17 protein-coding genes are annotated in these 17,602 nt (G+C 33.3%); 6 read left to right on the top strand and 11 right to left on the bottom strand.

The genetic code is table 11. From position 1 onward, the window contains the following. Nucleotides 1-132 precede the first annotated feature (132 nt). The 8 genes from QYS48_RS10105 to cmk all read right to left on the bottom strand — a co-directional run bounded on the left by QYS48_RS10105 (nt 133) and on the right by cmk (nt 7,174). Entirely contained in the window at nt 133-699 is a 567-nt protein-coding gene (locus tag QYS48_RS10105; protein WP_302123028.1) for a DUF502 domain-containing protein, read from the bottom strand. 76 nt (nt 700-775) lie between these two features. Then, nucleotides 776-1,387, bottom strand: a complete 612-nt coding sequence (nqrE, locus tag QYS48_RS10100; protein ID WP_302102013.1) for an NADH:ubiquinone reductase (Na(+)-transporting) subunit E — start codon at nt 1,385-1,387, stop codon at nt 776-778. 19 nt (nt 1,388-1,406) lie between these two features. Then, on the bottom strand, nt 1,407-2,093 hold the full coding sequence (locus QYS48_RS10095; protein ID WP_308355802.1) for an NADH:ubiquinone reductase (Na(+)-transporting) subunit D: 687 nt from the start codon (nt 2,091-2,093) through the stop codon (nt 1,407-1,409). Between the two features lie 17 nt (nt 2,094-2,110). Next, nucleotides 2,111-2,857 (bottom strand): NADH:ubiquinone reductase (Na(+)-transporting) subunit C, encoded by a 747-nt coding sequence (nqrC, locus tag QYS48_RS10090; protein ID WP_308355801.1) that lies wholly within the window; start codon nt 2,855-2,857, stop codon nt 2,111-2,113. After that, a complete protein-coding gene (locus tag QYS48_RS10085; RefSeq protein ID WP_308355800.1) occupies nt 2,844-4,037 on the bottom strand; it encodes an NADH:ubiquinone reductase (Na(+)-transporting) subunit B in 1,194 nt (397 codons plus the stop codon). The genes nqrC and QYS48_RS10085 overlap by 14 nt, the downstream gene beginning before the upstream one ends. Before the next feature lie 53 nt (nt 4,038-4,090). After that, nucleotides 4,091-5,455: a Na(+)-translocating NADH-quinone reductase subunit A gene (locus QYS48_RS10080; protein ID WP_308355799.1), complete on the bottom strand. Its 1,365-nt coding sequence runs from the start codon at nt 5,453-5,455 to the stop codon at nt 4,091-4,093. A 119-nt stretch (nt 5,456-5,574) separates the two neighbouring features. Next, on the bottom strand, nt 5,575-6,495 hold the full coding sequence (locus QYS48_RS10075) for a 4-hydroxy-3-methylbut-2-enyl diphosphate reductase (protein ID WP_308355798.1): 921 nt from the start codon (nt 6,493-6,495) through the stop codon (nt 5,575-5,577). Further along, nucleotides 6,485-7,174, bottom strand: coding sequence for a (d)CMP kinase (gene cmk / locus QYS48_RS10070; RefSeq protein WP_308355797.1), 690 nt, complete (start codon nt 7,172-7,174; stop codon nt 6,485-6,487). The genes QYS48_RS10075 and cmk overlap by 11 nt, the downstream gene beginning before the upstream one ends. A 314-nt stretch (nt 7,175-7,488) precedes the next feature. Between cmk and QYS48_RS10065 the strand changes: the two genes are divergently transcribed. Together QYS48_RS10065 and QYS48_RS10060 are read left to right on the top strand one after the other, a co-directional pair. After that, on the top strand, nt 7,489-7,971 hold the full coding sequence (locus QYS48_RS10065) for a DUF4199 domain-containing protein (protein ID WP_302102015.1): 483 nt from the start codon (nt 7,489-7,491) through the stop codon (nt 7,969-7,971). 75 nt (nt 7,972-8,046) lie between these two features. Further along, nucleotides 8,047-8,325, top strand: coding sequence for a hypothetical protein (locus tag QYS48_RS10060; RefSeq protein WP_302102017.1), 279 nt, complete (start codon nt 8,047-8,049; stop codon nt 8,323-8,325). Here QYS48_RS10060 and QYS48_RS10055 read toward each other — a convergent pair. Continuing rightward, the gene (locus QYS48_RS10055; protein WP_308355796.1) at nt 8,313-10,742 is read right to left on the bottom strand and encodes a BamA/TamA family outer membrane protein; all 2,430 of its coding nucleotides are present in this window, start codon (nt 10,740-10,742) and stop codon (nt 8,313-8,315) included. The genes QYS48_RS10060 and QYS48_RS10055 overlap by 13 nt on opposite strands. A 19-nt stretch (nt 10,743-10,761) precedes the next feature. Between QYS48_RS10055 and QYS48_RS10050 the strand changes: the two genes are divergently transcribed. After that, on the top strand, nt 10,762-11,502 hold the full coding sequence (locus QYS48_RS10050) for an RNA methyltransferase (protein WP_308355795.1): 741 nt from the start codon (nt 10,762-10,764) through the stop codon (nt 11,500-11,502). On the opposite strand, the gene QYS48_RS10045 is transcribed toward QYS48_RS10050, so the two are convergent. Continuing rightward, the gene (locus tag QYS48_RS10045; protein WP_308355794.1) at nt 11,496-12,113 is read right to left on the bottom strand and encodes a CatA-like O-acetyltransferase; all 618 of its coding nucleotides are present in this window, start codon (nt 12,111-12,113) and stop codon (nt 11,496-11,498) included. The genes QYS48_RS10050 and QYS48_RS10045 overlap by 7 nt on opposite strands. A 121-nt stretch (nt 12,114-12,234) precedes the next feature. On the opposite strand from QYS48_RS10045, the gene QYS48_RS10040 reads away from it, so the two are divergent. The 3 genes from QYS48_RS10040 to QYS48_RS10030 are packed head-to-tail and all read left to right on the top strand — an operon-like array spanning nt 12,235 to nt 15,746. Continuing rightward, complete coding sequence (locus QYS48_RS10040; RefSeq protein ID WP_308355793.1) at nt 12,235-14,604, top strand: TonB-dependent receptor; 2,370 nt, start codon at nt 12,235-12,237, stop codon at nt 14,602-14,604. Further along, nucleotides 14,594-15,529: a DUF4249 domain-containing protein gene (locus tag QYS48_RS10035; RefSeq protein WP_308355792.1), complete on the top strand. Its 936-nt coding sequence runs from the start codon at nt 14,594-14,596 to the stop codon at nt 15,527-15,529. The genes QYS48_RS10040 and QYS48_RS10035 overlap by 11 nt, the downstream gene beginning before the upstream one ends. Then, on the top strand, nt 15,501-15,746 hold the full coding sequence (locus QYS48_RS10030; protein WP_308355791.1) for a DUF2905 domain-containing protein: 246 nt from the start codon (nt 15,501-15,503) through the stop codon (nt 15,744-15,746). The genes QYS48_RS10035 and QYS48_RS10030 overlap by 29 nt, the downstream gene beginning before the upstream one ends. Before the next feature lie 56 nt (nt 15,747-15,802). Here QYS48_RS10030 and QYS48_RS10025 read toward each other — a convergent pair whose 3' ends face one another. Next, nucleotides 15,803-17,521, bottom strand: a complete 1,719-nt coding sequence (locus QYS48_RS10025) for an amidohydrolase (RefSeq protein ID WP_308355790.1) — start codon at nt 17,519-17,521, stop codon at nt 15,803-15,805. Nucleotides 17,522-17,602: the final 81 nt, after the last annotated feature.

Raw genomic sequence — 17,602 nt, 5'->3', positions numbered from 1 at the left:
TAACACACACAGAGAGAAAGAAACTTACAAATAGATTAATTGATAAAATATACGTTTTACTATATTTTTTAGATTTATTATTATATTTTTAGGTGTTTTAACTATATTAACAGGTGTTTTTTCAATCAAACATTACATCTCTTCCATACCGCTTACACCTCCAGAAACAATAAATTTCATTGCATCAGTACTATTAATATTCCATGGATGAACTAATTCATTTTTCACAATAATAATGTTACCAGAGAAATTATAAGAGTGAGGCATATAAATGGATGAAAACCCATCAAGGCTTAGCTTACTTAAATCATTTTGAGTAATAAAACCAGGTTTAAAAATTTTAGCATTCTCATCAAACTGAACCATAACTGGTTGATTGAATTTTTTCTTGTCTCCTACAAAAGCACCGATTAAATCTTTTATTGAATTATAGATTAAACTTAAAAAAGGGATTCGTTTAATAAATGTCTCAAATACCTCAAATACAGGCTTCATAAAATAAGTGGTACCTAAATAGCCAATTCCTATGATAGCAGTAAATAATATCAGTATTCCTAAACCTGGAATTTCAACAGGTAGCAAATCATCAAGCCAATTAAAAACTGCTTGAATAACTAATATTGTAAAGGCAATGGGCGCAACAAAAAGTAGTCCTCTGAAAAAATAACTTCCTATTTTACTTAAAATCTTCTGTTTCATAATGCAATAAAAAAGTTAAAACGAAAAAAGCCTTGATGATATTCACCAAGGCTTGATAATATTTTATTTGGATACCTTAAATTGAGATTCCCATGAATGACATGAAAGCAATTCCCATTAATCCAGTGATTAACATTGTAATTCCTAATCCTTTTAATCCATCAGGAACATTTGAATATTTTAATCTTTCTCTAATTGCAGCTAAAGCAATAATAGCCAAGAACCATCCAATACCTGATGAAAATCCATAAACTGCAGATTCAGATAGGCTGTAGTCTCTTTGAGCCATAAATAAAGAAGACCCTAAGATTGCACAGTTTACAGCAATCAATGGTAAGAAAATACCCAATGAACCATATAATGATGGAGAAGTTTTTTCAATAACCATTTCCACTAACTGAACCATAGAAGCAATTACTGCAATATACATGATAAAGCTTAGGAAGCTTAAATCTACAGTTGCAAAATCCTTACTGATCCAAGCTAAGGCTCCTTCATTTAAGATATATTCACTTAGTAACCAGTTTGTAGGAACAGTAATTGTTAATACAAAAACTACTGCTAATCCTAATCCAAATGCAGTACTTACCTTTTTAGAAACCGCCAAAAATGAACACATTCCTAGAAAATAGGCAAATACCATATTTTCTATAAAAATTGATTTTATTCCTAAATTAATTAAATCCATTGTATAAAAATTTTAGCGATTAATGTTCTACGTAACCAGTCTTGTTTCTTTGTACCCAAATTATTAATCCGAGTATGAAGAAGGCACCCACAGGTGTTACCATAATACCATTGGCTTGATAATCAACTCCCATCCATCCCTCTTTAGAGAAACCAATTGCTTCGAATACCTCGAAACCAAATACAGCACCAGAGCCAAATAATTCTCTAAAAAAAGCGACCGCTAAGATTATCCAAGCATAGCCAAGACCACTGCCTAAACCATCCAAAACCGAATCATAAGGTTTATTACCTAAAGCGAAGGCTTCAAGACGACCCATAATGATACAGTTTGTGATAATCAAACCTACAAATACACTTAATTCTTTGTACATATCATAAGCAAAAGCTTTTAGCACCTCATTTACCAAAGTTACCAAAGTAGCTATTACTGCTAATTGCACTATGATTCTAACACGGTTAGGGATTGCCTTTCTAATTAAAGATATAGAAAGGTTAGAAAACACAATTACGAAAATAACCGCAATCGACATTACCATTGTTGGTTTCATTTGAGTGGTAACCGCTAATGCTGAACATATACCTAATACCTGAATGGTAATCGGGTTATCATCATTTAATGGATCAGAAACAATTTTTTTTCTTCTTTTGGAAAGAAGAGCCTCTGATTCTTGTTTTACTGGTTTATCTACAGTTTCTGTACTCATATCTTTGTCTCTTTAAATTATAAAGATGCTGTTGCTCCTTTTTTATTGAAATATGACTTATAATGACTGAAGTAATTCTCAAGCATGGCATTTAAACCATTCCCTGTAATAGTAGCTCCAGACATTCCATCAACATGGTGCGCATCAAGCTTACTTGGAGGATTGTTTTCCCCTTTTAACATTTTAACCGATACTAATTCACCTTGATCGTTATATAGCTCTTTACCTTCAAATCTTTTCTGAACCTCACTTTCAGTAATTCTTGCCCCTAAACCAGGAGTTTCACCAGCATGTGCAAAAACAGCTCCTTTGATTGTTTTACCCTGAGTATCAAGTGCTACATATCCCCAGATGTTATCCCATAGACCATTACCATAAACAGGTAGGATATAAGATTCGATTTCTTCACCTCCATTTTTACCAAAAAATTTAAAAACAGGATAAAGTCTATCTTCTGGAGCTTTTTCAAACTCTTTTTCAACATTTACATCCTCTGCAACTATTTCATTGCCTTCACTATTTTCAGTAACAATGTTTCCTTGATAATCAACTACTTCAGATTGAATAACTTTCTCATAGGTAGCCAATACATCCATATCGGAATCTACATCCATTACTGCACCAAGAATTTGTTTCTTTGTATCCAACTCTACTGATTTTTGTTGGATTGGCCCTAATCCTACTGATGTAGCCGCTAACAATCCGCCTAATACTACAGTAAGAATGACGGAGAATATGATAATATAAGAATTAGACTGTTGCACGTTTTAACCTCCTCTTTTTATTTGATTCAACAACATAATGATCGATTAATGGAGCGAATACATTCATCAATAAAATGGCTAACATGATTCCCTCCGGATAAGCTGGATTTACTACTCTAATTATTACAGTAAGAACGCCAATTAATAATCCATAAATCCATTTACCAGTTTCGGTATGAGAAGCAGACACTGGATCCGTAGCCATAAAAACTGCTCCAAATGCTAAACCTCCAATTACTAAATGGTAATGAGCTGGCATATCCATAAATGCATTTACACCAATAGCATTAAATCCTAATCCCATTAACCAAGCACCTGCAAAAACACTCACTATGATTTTCCAGCTACCTACTCCTGTTATAATTAATATTAGAGCACCCACTAATGCTAGCAAAGTTGAAGTTTCTCCAATTGAACCTGGGATAGCTCCTAAGAACATATTTGAAAATGAATACATACCTTCTGCCCAATAATTTCCAAAAGCAGAAACAACAGATCCTGTACCATTCAATGCAGTATCGTATGCTACACCTAAAGCAGTTGCACCAGAATAACCATCAACAACTGCTGCATCACCTAAGTATGTCCAAACCTCACCTGAAATATCAGTTGGATAAGCGAAGTAGAGGAATGCTCTAGCAGTTAATGCTACGTTAAGTACATTCATCCCAGTACCACCGAATACCTCTTTAGCAATAACAACTGCAAAAACAGTAGCTAAAGCAACTTGCCATAATGGAATACTTGGCGGCATAATTAAAGCAATAAGCATACCCGTTACAAGGTAGCCTTCATTTACAGGGTGATTTCTTATCACACATATAGTAAATTCTGTACCTAAACCTACTGCGTAGGATACGATTACAATTGGAAGAGCTTGCATAGCTCCTATTCCAATTTTTTGTAAAAACGTAGCTGTTTCACCTATAGCTAAAAAATGCTGATGACCTATGTTCCAAATTCCAAATAATAAACAGGGAATCATGGCGATCACAACAGTGATCATGGTTCTCTTTAAATCATTTGCATCTCTAACCTGAACACCTTTTTTACCCGTTACTAATTTAGGCCTAAAAAGGATTGTACGGTGACCTTCGTACAATGTGTAGTACTTCTCGTATTTCCCCCCTTTCTCAAAAAGAGGTTCAATTTTATCGAAGAATTTTTGTATTGGATTCATATTGTATAGTATGATTATTTTTATTGATGTTAACCATAAAGATTAACTATCTATTATCCATTTATCATTAAGTTGATTCCTTTTCTTAAAAGGATCTGTAATTCATGTTTTGAAACATCAATGAATTCACATAGCGCAACATCTTCTTCCACAAGCTCGAATATACCTAAGGCTTCCATTTCATCAAAATCTTCAGCCATTATAGCTTTGAATAAATAATTAGGAAGAATATCCATTGGTAAAACTTTCTCGAATTCACCTGTCATCACAAATGCTCTTTCTTCTCCGTTAGTATTGGTATTCAATACATATTCTTTCTTTTTATTTAAGAAAGATAGAAGACCAATAGCTCTATGGAAGCTTAATTTTGAAGTAGTTGGTTTAATCCATCCTAATAATTCTTCAAAATCACCTTCCGGTACGACTGTGATTTGCTCGTCATAAAAGCCAAGATAACCATCAGCATCAATTCGCTCACCTGTAAGTACGTTTCCTGAAACATATCTTACGTGATCACTTTTAATATTGTCTTTAGTGATATTTTTGATAGATGCTCCTGCATAAGTATCATAATACTGAGGTTCTTTAACTTCAGATCCTGTTAATGCTACTTTTCTAGAGGCATCGTATTTTCCATTTAAGAATAATTTACCTATTTGAATTACTCCAAGAGGCTTAATCGTCCATGCTACTTCTCCTTTATTAATAGGATCGATGTGATGGATTTGAACGCCAACATTTCCTGAAGGATGTTTTCCTGAGAATCTGTTAATTTGAACACCTTCTGCTTGGCTGAACATTTTCAACATTTCTCTATCTTCCGAAATATTGACATGAACCTTTCCATCAGTAAATTTCTTAATTATTTCTAAACCTGCCGCAAAAGCTTCCTCTTCTTCTTTAAAAGTGAAGTTATAGTCAGGAGCTAAAGGATGGGTATCAAAAGCTGAAATGAAAATTGCTTTTGGTTTATCTTCAGGATTAGCTACAATACCATAAGGTCTTTGAACCAAATTAGGCCAAACACCACTTTTTAGCATCAATTCTTTTGCCTTTTCAACATCTAAAGAATTAATATCTGATTTTGAATGAGATCCGAAATCTTCAAATTCAACCTCTTTATCCGCTAAAATCCTAATTTCTAGTAATTTACGCTTTTCACCTCTTCTAATTTCTGCAACTTCACCGCTCACTGGAGAGCAATACATTACATTTTCAGCCATTTTATCATAGATAAGAGGTGTTCCAGCTTTAACTGAATCTCCTTCCTCTACTAATAACTTAGGCCTAGTGATAGCTGGGAAATCCGTTGGTTTTATAGCAAACGTTTCCGGTTTAGGTGCTTTTGATATACTTTTTTCAGCTTTTCCAGCTAAATTAATATCAAATCCTTTTTTAAGTTTAATGGTATGAGACATGTCTTTATTTAACAATGAACCCTTATTTGAAATTGAGGCAAAATTAAGAATTATTTTGCTAAAAAAAATCTTTTATTATAATAATGCTACACGAAATCCAATCTACACAAAACTTTTACTTAACAGCTAAGAAGGCTTTCCTGTTTAATATTTTCTACAAATTTTTTCACTTCCTTCATTAGCCACATTGGAGTTGAAGTTGCACCGCATATTCCAACAGTTTTTTTACCCTCAAACCAAGCAGTATTTATTTCTTTTTCATTCTCTATAAAGTAGCTATTCTCGTTCTGATTTTTACAAACTTGATAGAGCGCTTTGCCATTTGAACTTTTCTTACCACTTACAAATAGGATAACATCGTGTTCATTGGCAAAAACTTTCAATTTTGGCTCGCGATTGGATACTTGTCTACAAATACTATCATTTGCATTTAAAGTAGCCATCTCCCCTTCTCTTAAGTCTGCTTGAGAGTTTTCTAATCTCTTTTCTATTTTCTCTTTTATATCGTAAAAGCCTTTGGTACTTTTTGTAGTTTGACTAAATAATGTAACAGGTCTTGTATAATCAATTTTATCAAGATCATCATCATCCATAATTATGATCGCATTACCATTTGTCTGACCATTTAGACCTGTAACCTCGGCATGACCTTTCTTACCATAAATCACTACTTGACCCTTATCAGCACACATTTTATCATGCGCATTTTTAACTCTATTCTGTAGTTTAAGTACAACTGGACAGCTTGCATCAATCAACTCAATATTATTATCCAATGCAAGCTTATAAGTTTCAGGAGGCTCACCATGTGCACGAATTAATACTTTACAGTCTTTAAGTTCTTTCAACTCTTCGTGAGAAATCACTCGTAGCCCTTTGTTATAGAGCCTTTTGACCTCCATATCATTATGGACAATATCACCAAGACAGTATAATTTCTCTGTATCCTGCATCGCATCTTCTGCCATTCTTATAGCATATTCAACGCCAAAACAGTAGCCAGAATCTTGATCTATCGTAACTTGTAATTTATCCATCATTTTCAATCATTTTCTCAGTAGCCAATTGTAATACAAATTCCACTTGCTCTGGAAAAGTAAGCTCACTTGTATCTAAGATGTAAGCATCTTCAGGTATAATTAATGGATTCTCTTTTCTTTCAGAATCCATTTTATCTCTTGCCAATAAATTTTCCTCAATTTCTGGTAAAGGAACAAGCTGATCTTTTTCTAACAATTCTTTTTGTCTTCGTTCAGCTCTAACAGTTAAGTCTGCCTTCATAAAAACTTTTAGTTCAGCATTAGGAAAAACATTAGAGCCTATATCTCTTCCATCCATCACAACCCCTTTTTTCTTTCCTAACTTACGCTGTTGATTTACCATATCTTTTCTCACCTCAGGAATAGCACTTATTTTACTTACCTGATTCGAGATGTACATTTTTCGAATTTCCTCTTCAACATTTAAGCCATTCAAATAAGTTTCGCTAAAAGCCATTCTTTCATTAAAATTAAACGAAATGTCTATATTTTCTAATGCTTTCGAAACTTCTTTAGGATTATCACTTGTGATATAATGCTCATGAAAATATAAGGTAACTGCCCTATACATGGCTCCTGAATCGATATAATTATATCCTAATTGATTGGCAACTTCTTTTGCTGTACTGCTCTTTCCACAAGCAGAAAATCCATCTATTGCAATAACTATTTTCCTCATTTTAGCAATCTTTTACAGGGCATGGTAAAGGCTTCTTTTTTGGCATTGATTTTCTAGCTCCATTATTTATACATGAAGAAGCTATAAAAGCTGTCAGCATGAATATGACATATATTGTTTTCCTTTTTGAATTTAGCATGATTTGACTACCCTGCATAATGTTTGCAAATATAAAGCATAGTAAAGGAAAACCATTGGTTTTTAATCGAAATACTAATCTTCTATTACATCTATACAAAAAAATACAAATATGAGAGATTCGTAACAATAGTAAATATTGACTGTTGATATGATGAACCAATATATGTTTACCTATGAAAAAAGATTCAATTGAATACAATGGTATTGTTGGAGGAATTGGTGTTTTATTAGGACTAATTGCTCTGTTTATAATAATGAAGCTTACTGGTCTTGAACATAATTTAGAATTAAGAGCACTCAATATCTTTATTATGGGGGCAGGTGTATTATACTCTATAAAATCGATTAAAAAGCATAATTCTGAATTCAATTATTTTAAAGGAATAGGAACAGGAATGCTTACAGCAGCGATTTCATCCATAGCTTTTGCCACATTTATTTTCATTTACTTAATGGGGAATCCTGATTTTTTAATGGAAATTAAAAATGTAGAACCATTTGGGAATTATCTGAATGCATTTACCATTTCATTCATCATAATATTAGAGGGGGCTGGATCAGGTTTTTTCTTAAGTTTTGGAGTTATGCAATGGTATAAAAAAAGGCATTCTGATGATTTCTTAAAAAGCCAGCAAGAAAATAGAAAAACTAATTAAGTTATTAATCAGATGCTGATAGAGAAATTGATAATTGATTTTATTAAATTTGATTACTACATAATTTAATAGGACATGGAATACACTAGTGGTAAAGCCGAAGAATTCTTCAGAAAGGCTGGAAGAAGAATAGATGAATTACTTCAAGAAGTAAGCAGCAGCAATATTTCTGAAAAGCTAGAATTAAAAGAAAGGCTTGCTGAGTTGAAAAGGAATAAAGAATCTTTAGAAAAAGATTTCGATAAATTTACAGAAGACAATAAAGAAGTATTGCGCGATATATCAAAAAGCTTTGAAGAATCTATAGAAGATATTAAAAATGTCTTTCGCAATAAGAAAAATCAGAATGGATAACCTATTCCAATATTAAGGGCAGGGCCATAGTTCTGCCTTGTTCCTAAATTCCATTCTGAAATAGTCCATCTTTCTCCTGGCTCTCTAGCAGGATCGTATAATTTAAATCCTAAGTCAAATCGGAGAATAAGGAATGAAAAGTCAATACGTAAACCAAAACCTGTTCCAATCGCAATTTCTTTGTAAAACTCATTAAGCTTGAATTGACTCCCAGGGTTTTCTGCATCATCAGCAAATGTCCAAACATTTCCTGCATCTAGGAATAAAGCCCCATCTAAGAAATTGATCAGATTTCTTCTTACTTCAAAGCTTGTTTCCAATATTATTTCTCCCGGTTGCTCAAAATTATAGATGAAATTACCTTCATCATCGGTCTCAACAAAGCTACCTGGACCTAAACGTCTTGGAGCCCAAGCGCGAATACTATTACTACCCCCTGCAAAATAATATTTCTCATAAGGAAGAATATCCTCGGAAAAACGTCCATAAGGTCTCGCTACTCCAACATTAAAACGATAAGCAAAAGTACTTTCTTTACCATAAGGAATATAGGTTCTGTAATCAATTGAAGCTTTCAAAAATTGAAAATATTGTAATGAATCTTGATTTAAGCTTTCATTGATTGCATTAATATTTAGTAAATTCCCACCTGTTTCCGCAAATAACCTTAGATAGCTCGCTCTACTTTTCGCCTGACCATAATTATTAAAATTCTTGGAGACTGTAATTGAACTACTAGAAACAAATGAGGGAAGGAAAGATCTACTTAGCTGGCCTCCAAAGCGGCTTTCTCTTTCAAGCAACTGTTGAAAAGTACTATCGAGGGCGGATTCAATAAAGTTAACATCAGTTACAGTAAGATCATATATCCATCTCTTCTTATTTTGCCAAGAATAACCAAAACTCCCATTCAAATTACTTCTCTCATATTCAGGTCTCTGCGTAAAATTAAACCCGACACTTGTTTTAGTTTTAGGGTTTAATAAAGCAAATTTTGACTTAACGGTTGTTCCTAATGGAAAAAGAAAATGAGGAAATGTAAACCCTAAATTAGCTCTTGCTTCAGTAGCTGTTGTTACATTAGTTTGATCCGATAGAGTTGCCACTGCTTCATATCCAATCCTTCCAGATAATTCCATTATCTCTACGCCACCAAATGGATTTCGATTCTTCAGCGACACATTATAAAAAGGCCCGGGTAAACCAAAGGTTACATTTACATTAACCCCTACCTCATTACTCAGCTGAAATTTCTCTAATGGACTTGTGAAAATATTAGCAATAAAATCACCACCCGCTGTATCATATTTTATGTTTACGAAACGGAACATATCTAAATTTGCAAGCTGTCGCTGAGTATTAAGCGTATTTTCTAAACTATAATATTCTCCTGGTCTAATGAATACTCTTTGGTCTAATACTTTTTTTCGGTATGAATAATTATAATAGGAATAGTCAATTCCATTAAACTTTTCTGATGTTCTTTTAAGTCCACCTATCAGAGTATTAACATCAGTAGTGAAATTAACTTTATCTAAAGCGTATCTTTTGTGCTTACTTAAACCTTGTGGTTTATTTATAAGAATTTCTAAACCGAGAGCTGTAGTATCAGGATTTCTGAAAACATTATATTCTACATATTGTCTGGAAAAGGTATAATACCCATTATCCTTCATAATATTTTCTATTCGCTCCCTTTCTGATGTGAGTTTACTTTGCTCATAAACATCACCTACTTTAATTAGGCTATTTCTTTTGGAGCCAATCAATACGCTCATTATCGTCTTATCATCCCCTGCATCATAAAATATAGTATCTATTCTATAGGCTGAATTCTCTTTTACATGATAAGTAACTATTGCATGTTTTTTAGTAACCCCTCTAAAATCAACAGTATAATCTACTTCTGAATCAAAATACCCTTTTGATTCCAGATATAATTCCATTTGATTTTTAGTATCCTCTATTCTTGATGAATCATATACTGCAAGTGGTTCTCCCCAACGCATAAAAAGATTACCGTCTTCAAGTTTTGTATTGAATTTTTGATTTTTCTTGTTCAGTTTTCTTTCTAAACGAGTAGCTTTATTAAATTTATCATTATTTCTAGCTTGCTCAATTTTTGACGATAATTTGGCTTGAGTATTCTCCTTTTCTTTTTGAATTTCCTCTGCATCATACTCCGCTTTTCCTAATTCATAAATTGCAACAAATGGTGAAAAAGGAAGAAGTAATATACGTCTGTTGGCCTTCTGTCTATATAGGTCTTCTAAGCGATCAGAAGATATATTTTCATTACCTTTGATTTTTTGCTTGTATAGAAGCTTTTCATCTTTTTGTAGGTAACTTGTACCCACACAAGAACTAAAAAAGACTATACTTAACAGTAAAAAGGTTTTTATTAATTTTATAATCAATTTGAGCGCTATCGATTAAATGCTTACTAAGAATAATACAAAGTTCATCAAATCTCTTCAATTAAAGAAATTCCGACAGAAAGAAGGGCTTTTTCTAGTTGAAGGTGCCAAAAACACCCTTGAACTGATCCATTCTTCCTACAAAATTAAAAACTTATTGGTTACGGATTCATTTTTATCTCAAAATCAAAATGTAATAAATTCAAATAATATTGAGGTCGAAATTTTAAAAGAGAAAGAACTTAGCAGCATCAGTACATTTAAAAGTAATGCTGATGCGCTAGCAGTAGTCTATGAAAAAACTCCGCCAACATATAACGCTGCTGGATTTGATTTAGTTTTAGATGATATCAGAGACCCAGGAAATTTAGGAACTATTATCAGGTTAGCAGATTGGTATGGAATCAAAAATATTATTTGCTCCTCCACAACAGCTGAATTTTACAACCCTAAAGTTATAAGCGCTTCTATGGGGTCTATTTTCAGAGTTAATTTATATAGAGAAAATTTATCTGAATTTTTAAAAAAGCAAAAGGATAGGGAAATCTATGGCGCATTATTAAAAGGAGAGAATGTGCACAAAACAGACTTTAAGCAAAACGGATTATTAATTATAGGGAATGAATCACGTGGCATTAATCCTGAGTTAATTCCAATGATTTCTAATCACATTACTATCCCAAGAATAGGGGAAGCAGAATCATTAAATGCTGCTATGGCTACTGCTATTATTTGTGATAATGTGTTTAGAAATCAATAAATCAAGCTTTCCAACTTTTGAATGAACTGACCTAAATGATAACCATCCACAAATGCATGATTTACATGAACTGAAAATGGCATAAAAGTCTCTCCATTATCATTAAATATCTTTCCAACTGATATTTTCGGCATGCTATCAGTAAACTTAAAATTTCTGGCATGTGATATTGAAGTGAATTTCATCCATGGTACAGCTGTGAAATGAATAACATCTACCATCCCTCCCATCAAATCAAGGCCTTTTTCATTTTCGATTCTGTCAATCTCACTTTGAACATTTTTTGAAAATTCATCAAAGGAATCTGAATAGAGCATACGAGAATAACCAAAGGTTTTATCGGACCTTAAAACTGTAGCAGAAATATGAACAGTTTCAACATCATATACATCACCCTCAATTAATCTATAACGCATTTCGGGCACGCTATTGACAGCTATTATAATTTTATGGAGATAATATTTATAAAATGATATTTTATTTTCCTTGCAGTAGTTATAAGCTTCACTACACTTTAGATTTATATTTACACCATAAAATGGCTCATCAAATGAATTGAAAAAATTAAAATGATCTGATCTGGGATGATTATTAAAATCTATTTTTTTCACAGCTCTATAATTTGAAGCATCAAAGGTAAATAATATTATTTCTTTTAATCTTCTATAATACCACCAATTAACTTACGTTTGTATTTAGTTACAAAATCAAACTATCAACCACTGGTATTACATGAAACATTCTTTACTCCTTATACTATTCTTTAGTATTAGCTATCACTCTTTTGCCCAAAATAGAATTAGTGGCTATATTAAAGATGCAGAAACAGGTGAAAACCTTATTGGTGCCAACATTTGGCAACCCGCTACCAAACAAGGGACATCCGCCAATAATTATGGTTTTTACAGTCTGAATTTATCTGCTGATACGGCAACTTTAGAAGTATCTTATGTTGGATATTCTACTGTCAAAAAATTCATAAAATTAGATGGAGATACTACTATTAATTTTGAGCTCTCCATATCCGATGAGCTCTCCGAAGTAGTCGTAAAAGGAACCAGACCTGAGCTGGAACTCACAAAAATGAGTAGCATTACAATAACTTCTCAAAATATTAAAGCCATACCCGCATTATTAGGAGAGGTTGATGTTTTGAAAACGATTCAATTGATGCCTGGAGTTCAAAGTGGCTCCGAAGGAAGCAGTGGAATTTACGTAAGAGGCGGTGGACCAGATCAAAACCTTATTTTATTAGACGGAGTACCTGTTTATAATGCCTCTCACCTCTTCGGGTTTTTCTCTGTTTTTAATGCTGATGCTATTAGTAATGTGGAAGTCGTAAAAGGAGGATTTCCCGCCCGATATGGGGGTAGGCTTTCTTCAGTGATCGACATTAACATGAAAGATGGTAATATGAAAAACTGGCAAGCTGATGGTGGGATTGGCTTAATATCCTCACGACTATCAGTTGAAGGTCCATTAATTAAGGATAAAGCTTCTATTATTTTATCCGGCAGAAGAACTTATATAGATGTATTGGCTAGGCCAATTATCAGAGCCAGTACTGACGATGTTGATCTAGGTTATTTCTTCCATGATTTCAATGGTAAAATCAATTATAAGTTCTCTGATAAGGACCGAGTATATTTAAGCGCTTACACTGGGAAAGATAAGTTTTACGCCAGAGATGAATACGAGTTTGAGGATGCAATATCTGTAAATGAATATAAAGATGAATCAGGAATCCAATGGGGTAATTGGACTACTGCTGCAAGATGGAATCACCTTTTTTCTAATCAGTTATTTTTGAATACAACCGCAACCTATAGTCAATATGACTTTGATTTATTCAATGAAAGTTATTACCGATACGCTACTCCAGATGATGAAACAGTAGAGAACTTTTATGCGGAATATAATTCAGGAATTACAGATTACGGTCTGAAAACTGAATTTGATTATTATTTGAATAATGGTCATTCATTAAAGTTTGGTACTAATTATATCTATCATATTTTTCGACCTGAGGCTTTCAACTTTGAGGCCGACTTTCAAGAAGATATTAATATCCCAGATACAAAACCTATTTATGGAAATGAATTTTCTGTTTATGTAGAGGATGAATTTGAGCCTTTACCAAAACTTAAAATAAATGCAGGTATTCATGCATCTGCTTTTAAAGTAAATGATGAATTCTACACTTCATTCCAACCCAGAATCAGTACTCGGTACTTAATCAATCAAAACTTATCTCTTAAAGCATCTTATTCGGAGATGGCCCAGTTTTTACACTTGTTAACTAATTCAGGTATAGGTTTGCCTACTGATTTATGGGTTCCTGTTACAGAAAATATTAAGCCACAATATTCGCAGCAAACTGCTGTTGGAATCTCTTCTTTACTAGCAGATGGGAAATATGATATGTCGGTTGAGGGGTATTACAAAAATATGAATAACCTTATTGAATATAAAGAAGGCTCCAACTTCCTAAACCTTACAGAAAGCTGGGAAGATAAAATAGCTATAGGTAATGGCTGGAGTTACGGTGCGGAATTCCTTTTTAGAAAAAAAGAAGGAGATTTTAACGGATGGATTGGTTATACCTTATCCTATAACAACCGCCAATTTGATGAGCTTAATTTCGGCAGAGTATTTCCTTATAAATATGATAGAAGACATGATATCAGTATTGTAACTAATTATCGCCTTAGTGAAAAATGGGAAATAAGTGGAACTTGGGTATATGGCACTGGAAATTCAATAACGCTTCCTATTGCAAAAATCCCACCACTATCAGAACAGCCTAGATTTTCTGACGGTTATTTTTACGGAAGCAATGAAGTATACCAATATAGTAATCGAAATGCTTACAGAATGCCCTCATACCACAGAGCTGATTTTGGTATAACCCGACATAAAGAAAAAGACTGGGGCAGTTCAAGCTGGACTATAAGTGTTTATAATTTATACAATAGGCAAAATCCATTTTTTATAAACACTACTACCAATAGCATAGGAGAAACATCTTTTAACCAAATAAGTCTTTTTCAATTAATTCCTTCTTTTACTTATAACTTTAAATTCAGGCCAAATGAAAAATAATCTAAAGTTTATCATATTTTCATTAATTCTGCTCTCAGCATGTCAAAAAGAAGTGGATTTGAAAATCGATGAAAATGAATCCAAAATAGTATTAAATGCCTGGTTTAAAACTGAACAACACCCTGTTGTAGAAGTAAATCGATCAACTTTTATTTTTGACAAAAGAGGAACTGACATCATTCAAAATGCAGAAGTAATCTTGTTTGAAAATAACGAGGAAATTGGCTTTTTGGAGCACTTTGGTTCAGGTTTTTATCAGAATGAAAACATTAAAATTAAACCCGATACAGAATACAAGATCGTTGCGAAAGTTGATGGTTTTGAAGATGTTACAGCAATCGAAAAATCATTAATGAAATTTAATGATAGTGAATATGAATTTGAATATGAATCGTTTTCAAACCCTGCTGGAAGTAATTATCAATCGCTATCAGATATTAAAATAACCCTGAAAGATAATAGCTCATCAGAAGACATCTACCTTTTCTTGGTAAAAGACACCAATAAAAGTTGGAGTAATGAGAATCCATACGACACGCTCTACAATGAATTTATTACCTATCTAAACTCATCCGATACTCAAATCGAGTATATCTATTCACCAGGTTTAGGGCAAATGCAAATTCTAAGAGATGAATTGTTTAATGGGAATGATTACACCATAAATTTCAGAACAAACGATTTAAGAAAATATGAATACAGTGATGAAGAACGCAGCTATATTTCTCAAAATGTAATTGAAATTCATAAAATTAGTAAATCCTTTTATTTGTATTTAAAAAGCATTGAAAATAATCAATATCCCGACCCCTTTACCGAGCCATCTCAAATTTACACGAATGTTGAAAATGGATATGGTATTTTGGCTACTTCTACAGTAAGTAGAATAGAAGTTGATGAATTTACAGAAGAACTCAATGAATAATAATCTTGGTAAATATTTAATAATAATAGGCGGACTCATCATATTAGTCGGAATTGTCATCTACTTTTTCTATGATAAACTTCAATGGTTAGGAAACCTACCTGGAGATATTAGAATTGAAAGGGAAAATTTCAGATTTTACTTTCCTTTGACCACCATGTTACTCGCCAGTTTAGTGATTTCAATTTTAATACGCTTATATAGATATTTCTTCTAATGAAAAAGGCTCAGTAGTGATTTACTGAGCCTTCTTATTTTTAAATATTGTTGATTCTATTTTTGATATACTACTTTGCCATCGAAAATAGTTATAGCTACATTCGTTTTCAAAATTTCATTCTCCTCAACTGTCATGATATCTTTATCGAAAACCGTGAAATCAGCAAGTTTGCCTATTTCTATTGATCCTTTTATATCTTCTTCAAAGGCACCGTATGCAGCATCTAAAGTGTAAGATCTTAAAGCCTGTTCTCTTGTCATTTTTTGTTCTGGCTCATATCCTCCTTCTGGTTTTCCCTTTAGAGTTTTTCGCGTAACACTTGCATAAAAAGATGCTAAGGGATCAATCGGTTCAACTGGAACATCTGTACCATTCACAATAGGCACTCCTGATTCTAGTAAAGCCTGCCACATATAAGCTCCTTCTTTTATTCTTTTTTCACCTAATCGATCAATCGCCCAAGGTCTGTCTGATGACATGTGAACTGCTTGCATAGCAGGAATTACACCTAACTCTGCAAATCTTGGGATATCATCTGGATGCAAATGCTGTGCATGCTCAATTCTAAACCTATGATCTTCTGTTTTTCCAGGCTGTTCTTGCATTGCCTTTTCGTATCGATCCAAAATTTCACGATTGGCTCTATCCCCAATCGCATGAGAACAAACTTGAAAACCATTTTCTAAAGCTTTTTGTGAAGTGGTGTAAACAAAACTCATCGGTAAAGTTTCATGTCCAAAGTGGCCTGGCTGATCTGTATATTCTTTTAATAACCATGCTCCTCTTGAACCTAAAGCACCATCACAATTTAATTTGATAGACCTAATCGTCAGCAAATGGGAAGAATCTACTTCAATGCCTTTCTCATACCATTCTTCTAGAAGCTCAGGATCCCAGCCGGTTAACATTGCATACATGCGAACATTTAACTTGCCTTCTTCCTTCATTTTTCTGTATAAGGCAATGTTTTCTTTACCAATTCCTGCATCATGGAAACTTGTAATTCCATTTCTATGACTGGCTTTAACCGCTAATTCGAATGCTTTTCGGTCTTTTTCAGGAGTGCTCTCTGGAATATGCTTAGTAATCAGAGTCATGGCCCTTTCATTAAAAACACCTGTCGGGTTACCCTGCTCATCTCTGAAAATTTCACCCCCTTCTACATCTAAATTAGCCATGCTTTCTTTAGATAATGGTAAAACACCAGCTATTTGCATCGCTTTTTCATTTGCCATACCCGCATGTCCACTTGCATGTCTTAAATACACTGGATTATTTGGAGAAACTTCACTAATAGCATGATGCAAAGGGAATCCATTTATAGTATTTTCAGGTAATTCATTCCATTTGCTTTGATGCCAGCCTCTTCCAGTAATCCATTGACCAGGTTCAGCAGCATCCACGGCTTCCTTAACTTTCTGGATAACTTCATCAAAACTTTTGGTTTGCAATAAATCAACATTCAATTCATTATAACCTAAGCCCATAAAGTGCCCATGGCCTTCAATGAAGCCAGGGGTCATGGTTTTTCCTTGCAGATCTATGACTTTCGTATCATCATTTTTATACTGATCTATTTGAGTGGCTGCTCCTGCAAAAATGATTTTATTATTCTTAACTGCTACCGCCTCAACTGTAGGCATATTTTCATTTACAGTATATATGGTACCTCCTGAAATGATTAAATCGGCCTTTTCTTGTTCATTTTGATTTTGACAACTCGCTAATACTAAAATAAATAGCATTGCGAATATGGTTCTTATTTTTCTCATACTTTTATAAAATTTGATTGAAAGTAATCTTAAAAAGCAAGAAATACAATAAGGATTATTTGAATGGAAGCAGCCCATAAG

Source organism: Marivirga arenosa (assembly GCF_030503895.2).
GTDB classification, from domain to species: Bacteria; Bacteroidota; Bacteroidia; order Cytophagales; family Cyclobacteriaceae; genus Marivirga; species Marivirga arenosa.
The sequence above is the reverse complement of the archived record's forward strand: the minus strand, read 5'-3'. Positions and strand labels throughout refer to the sequence as shown.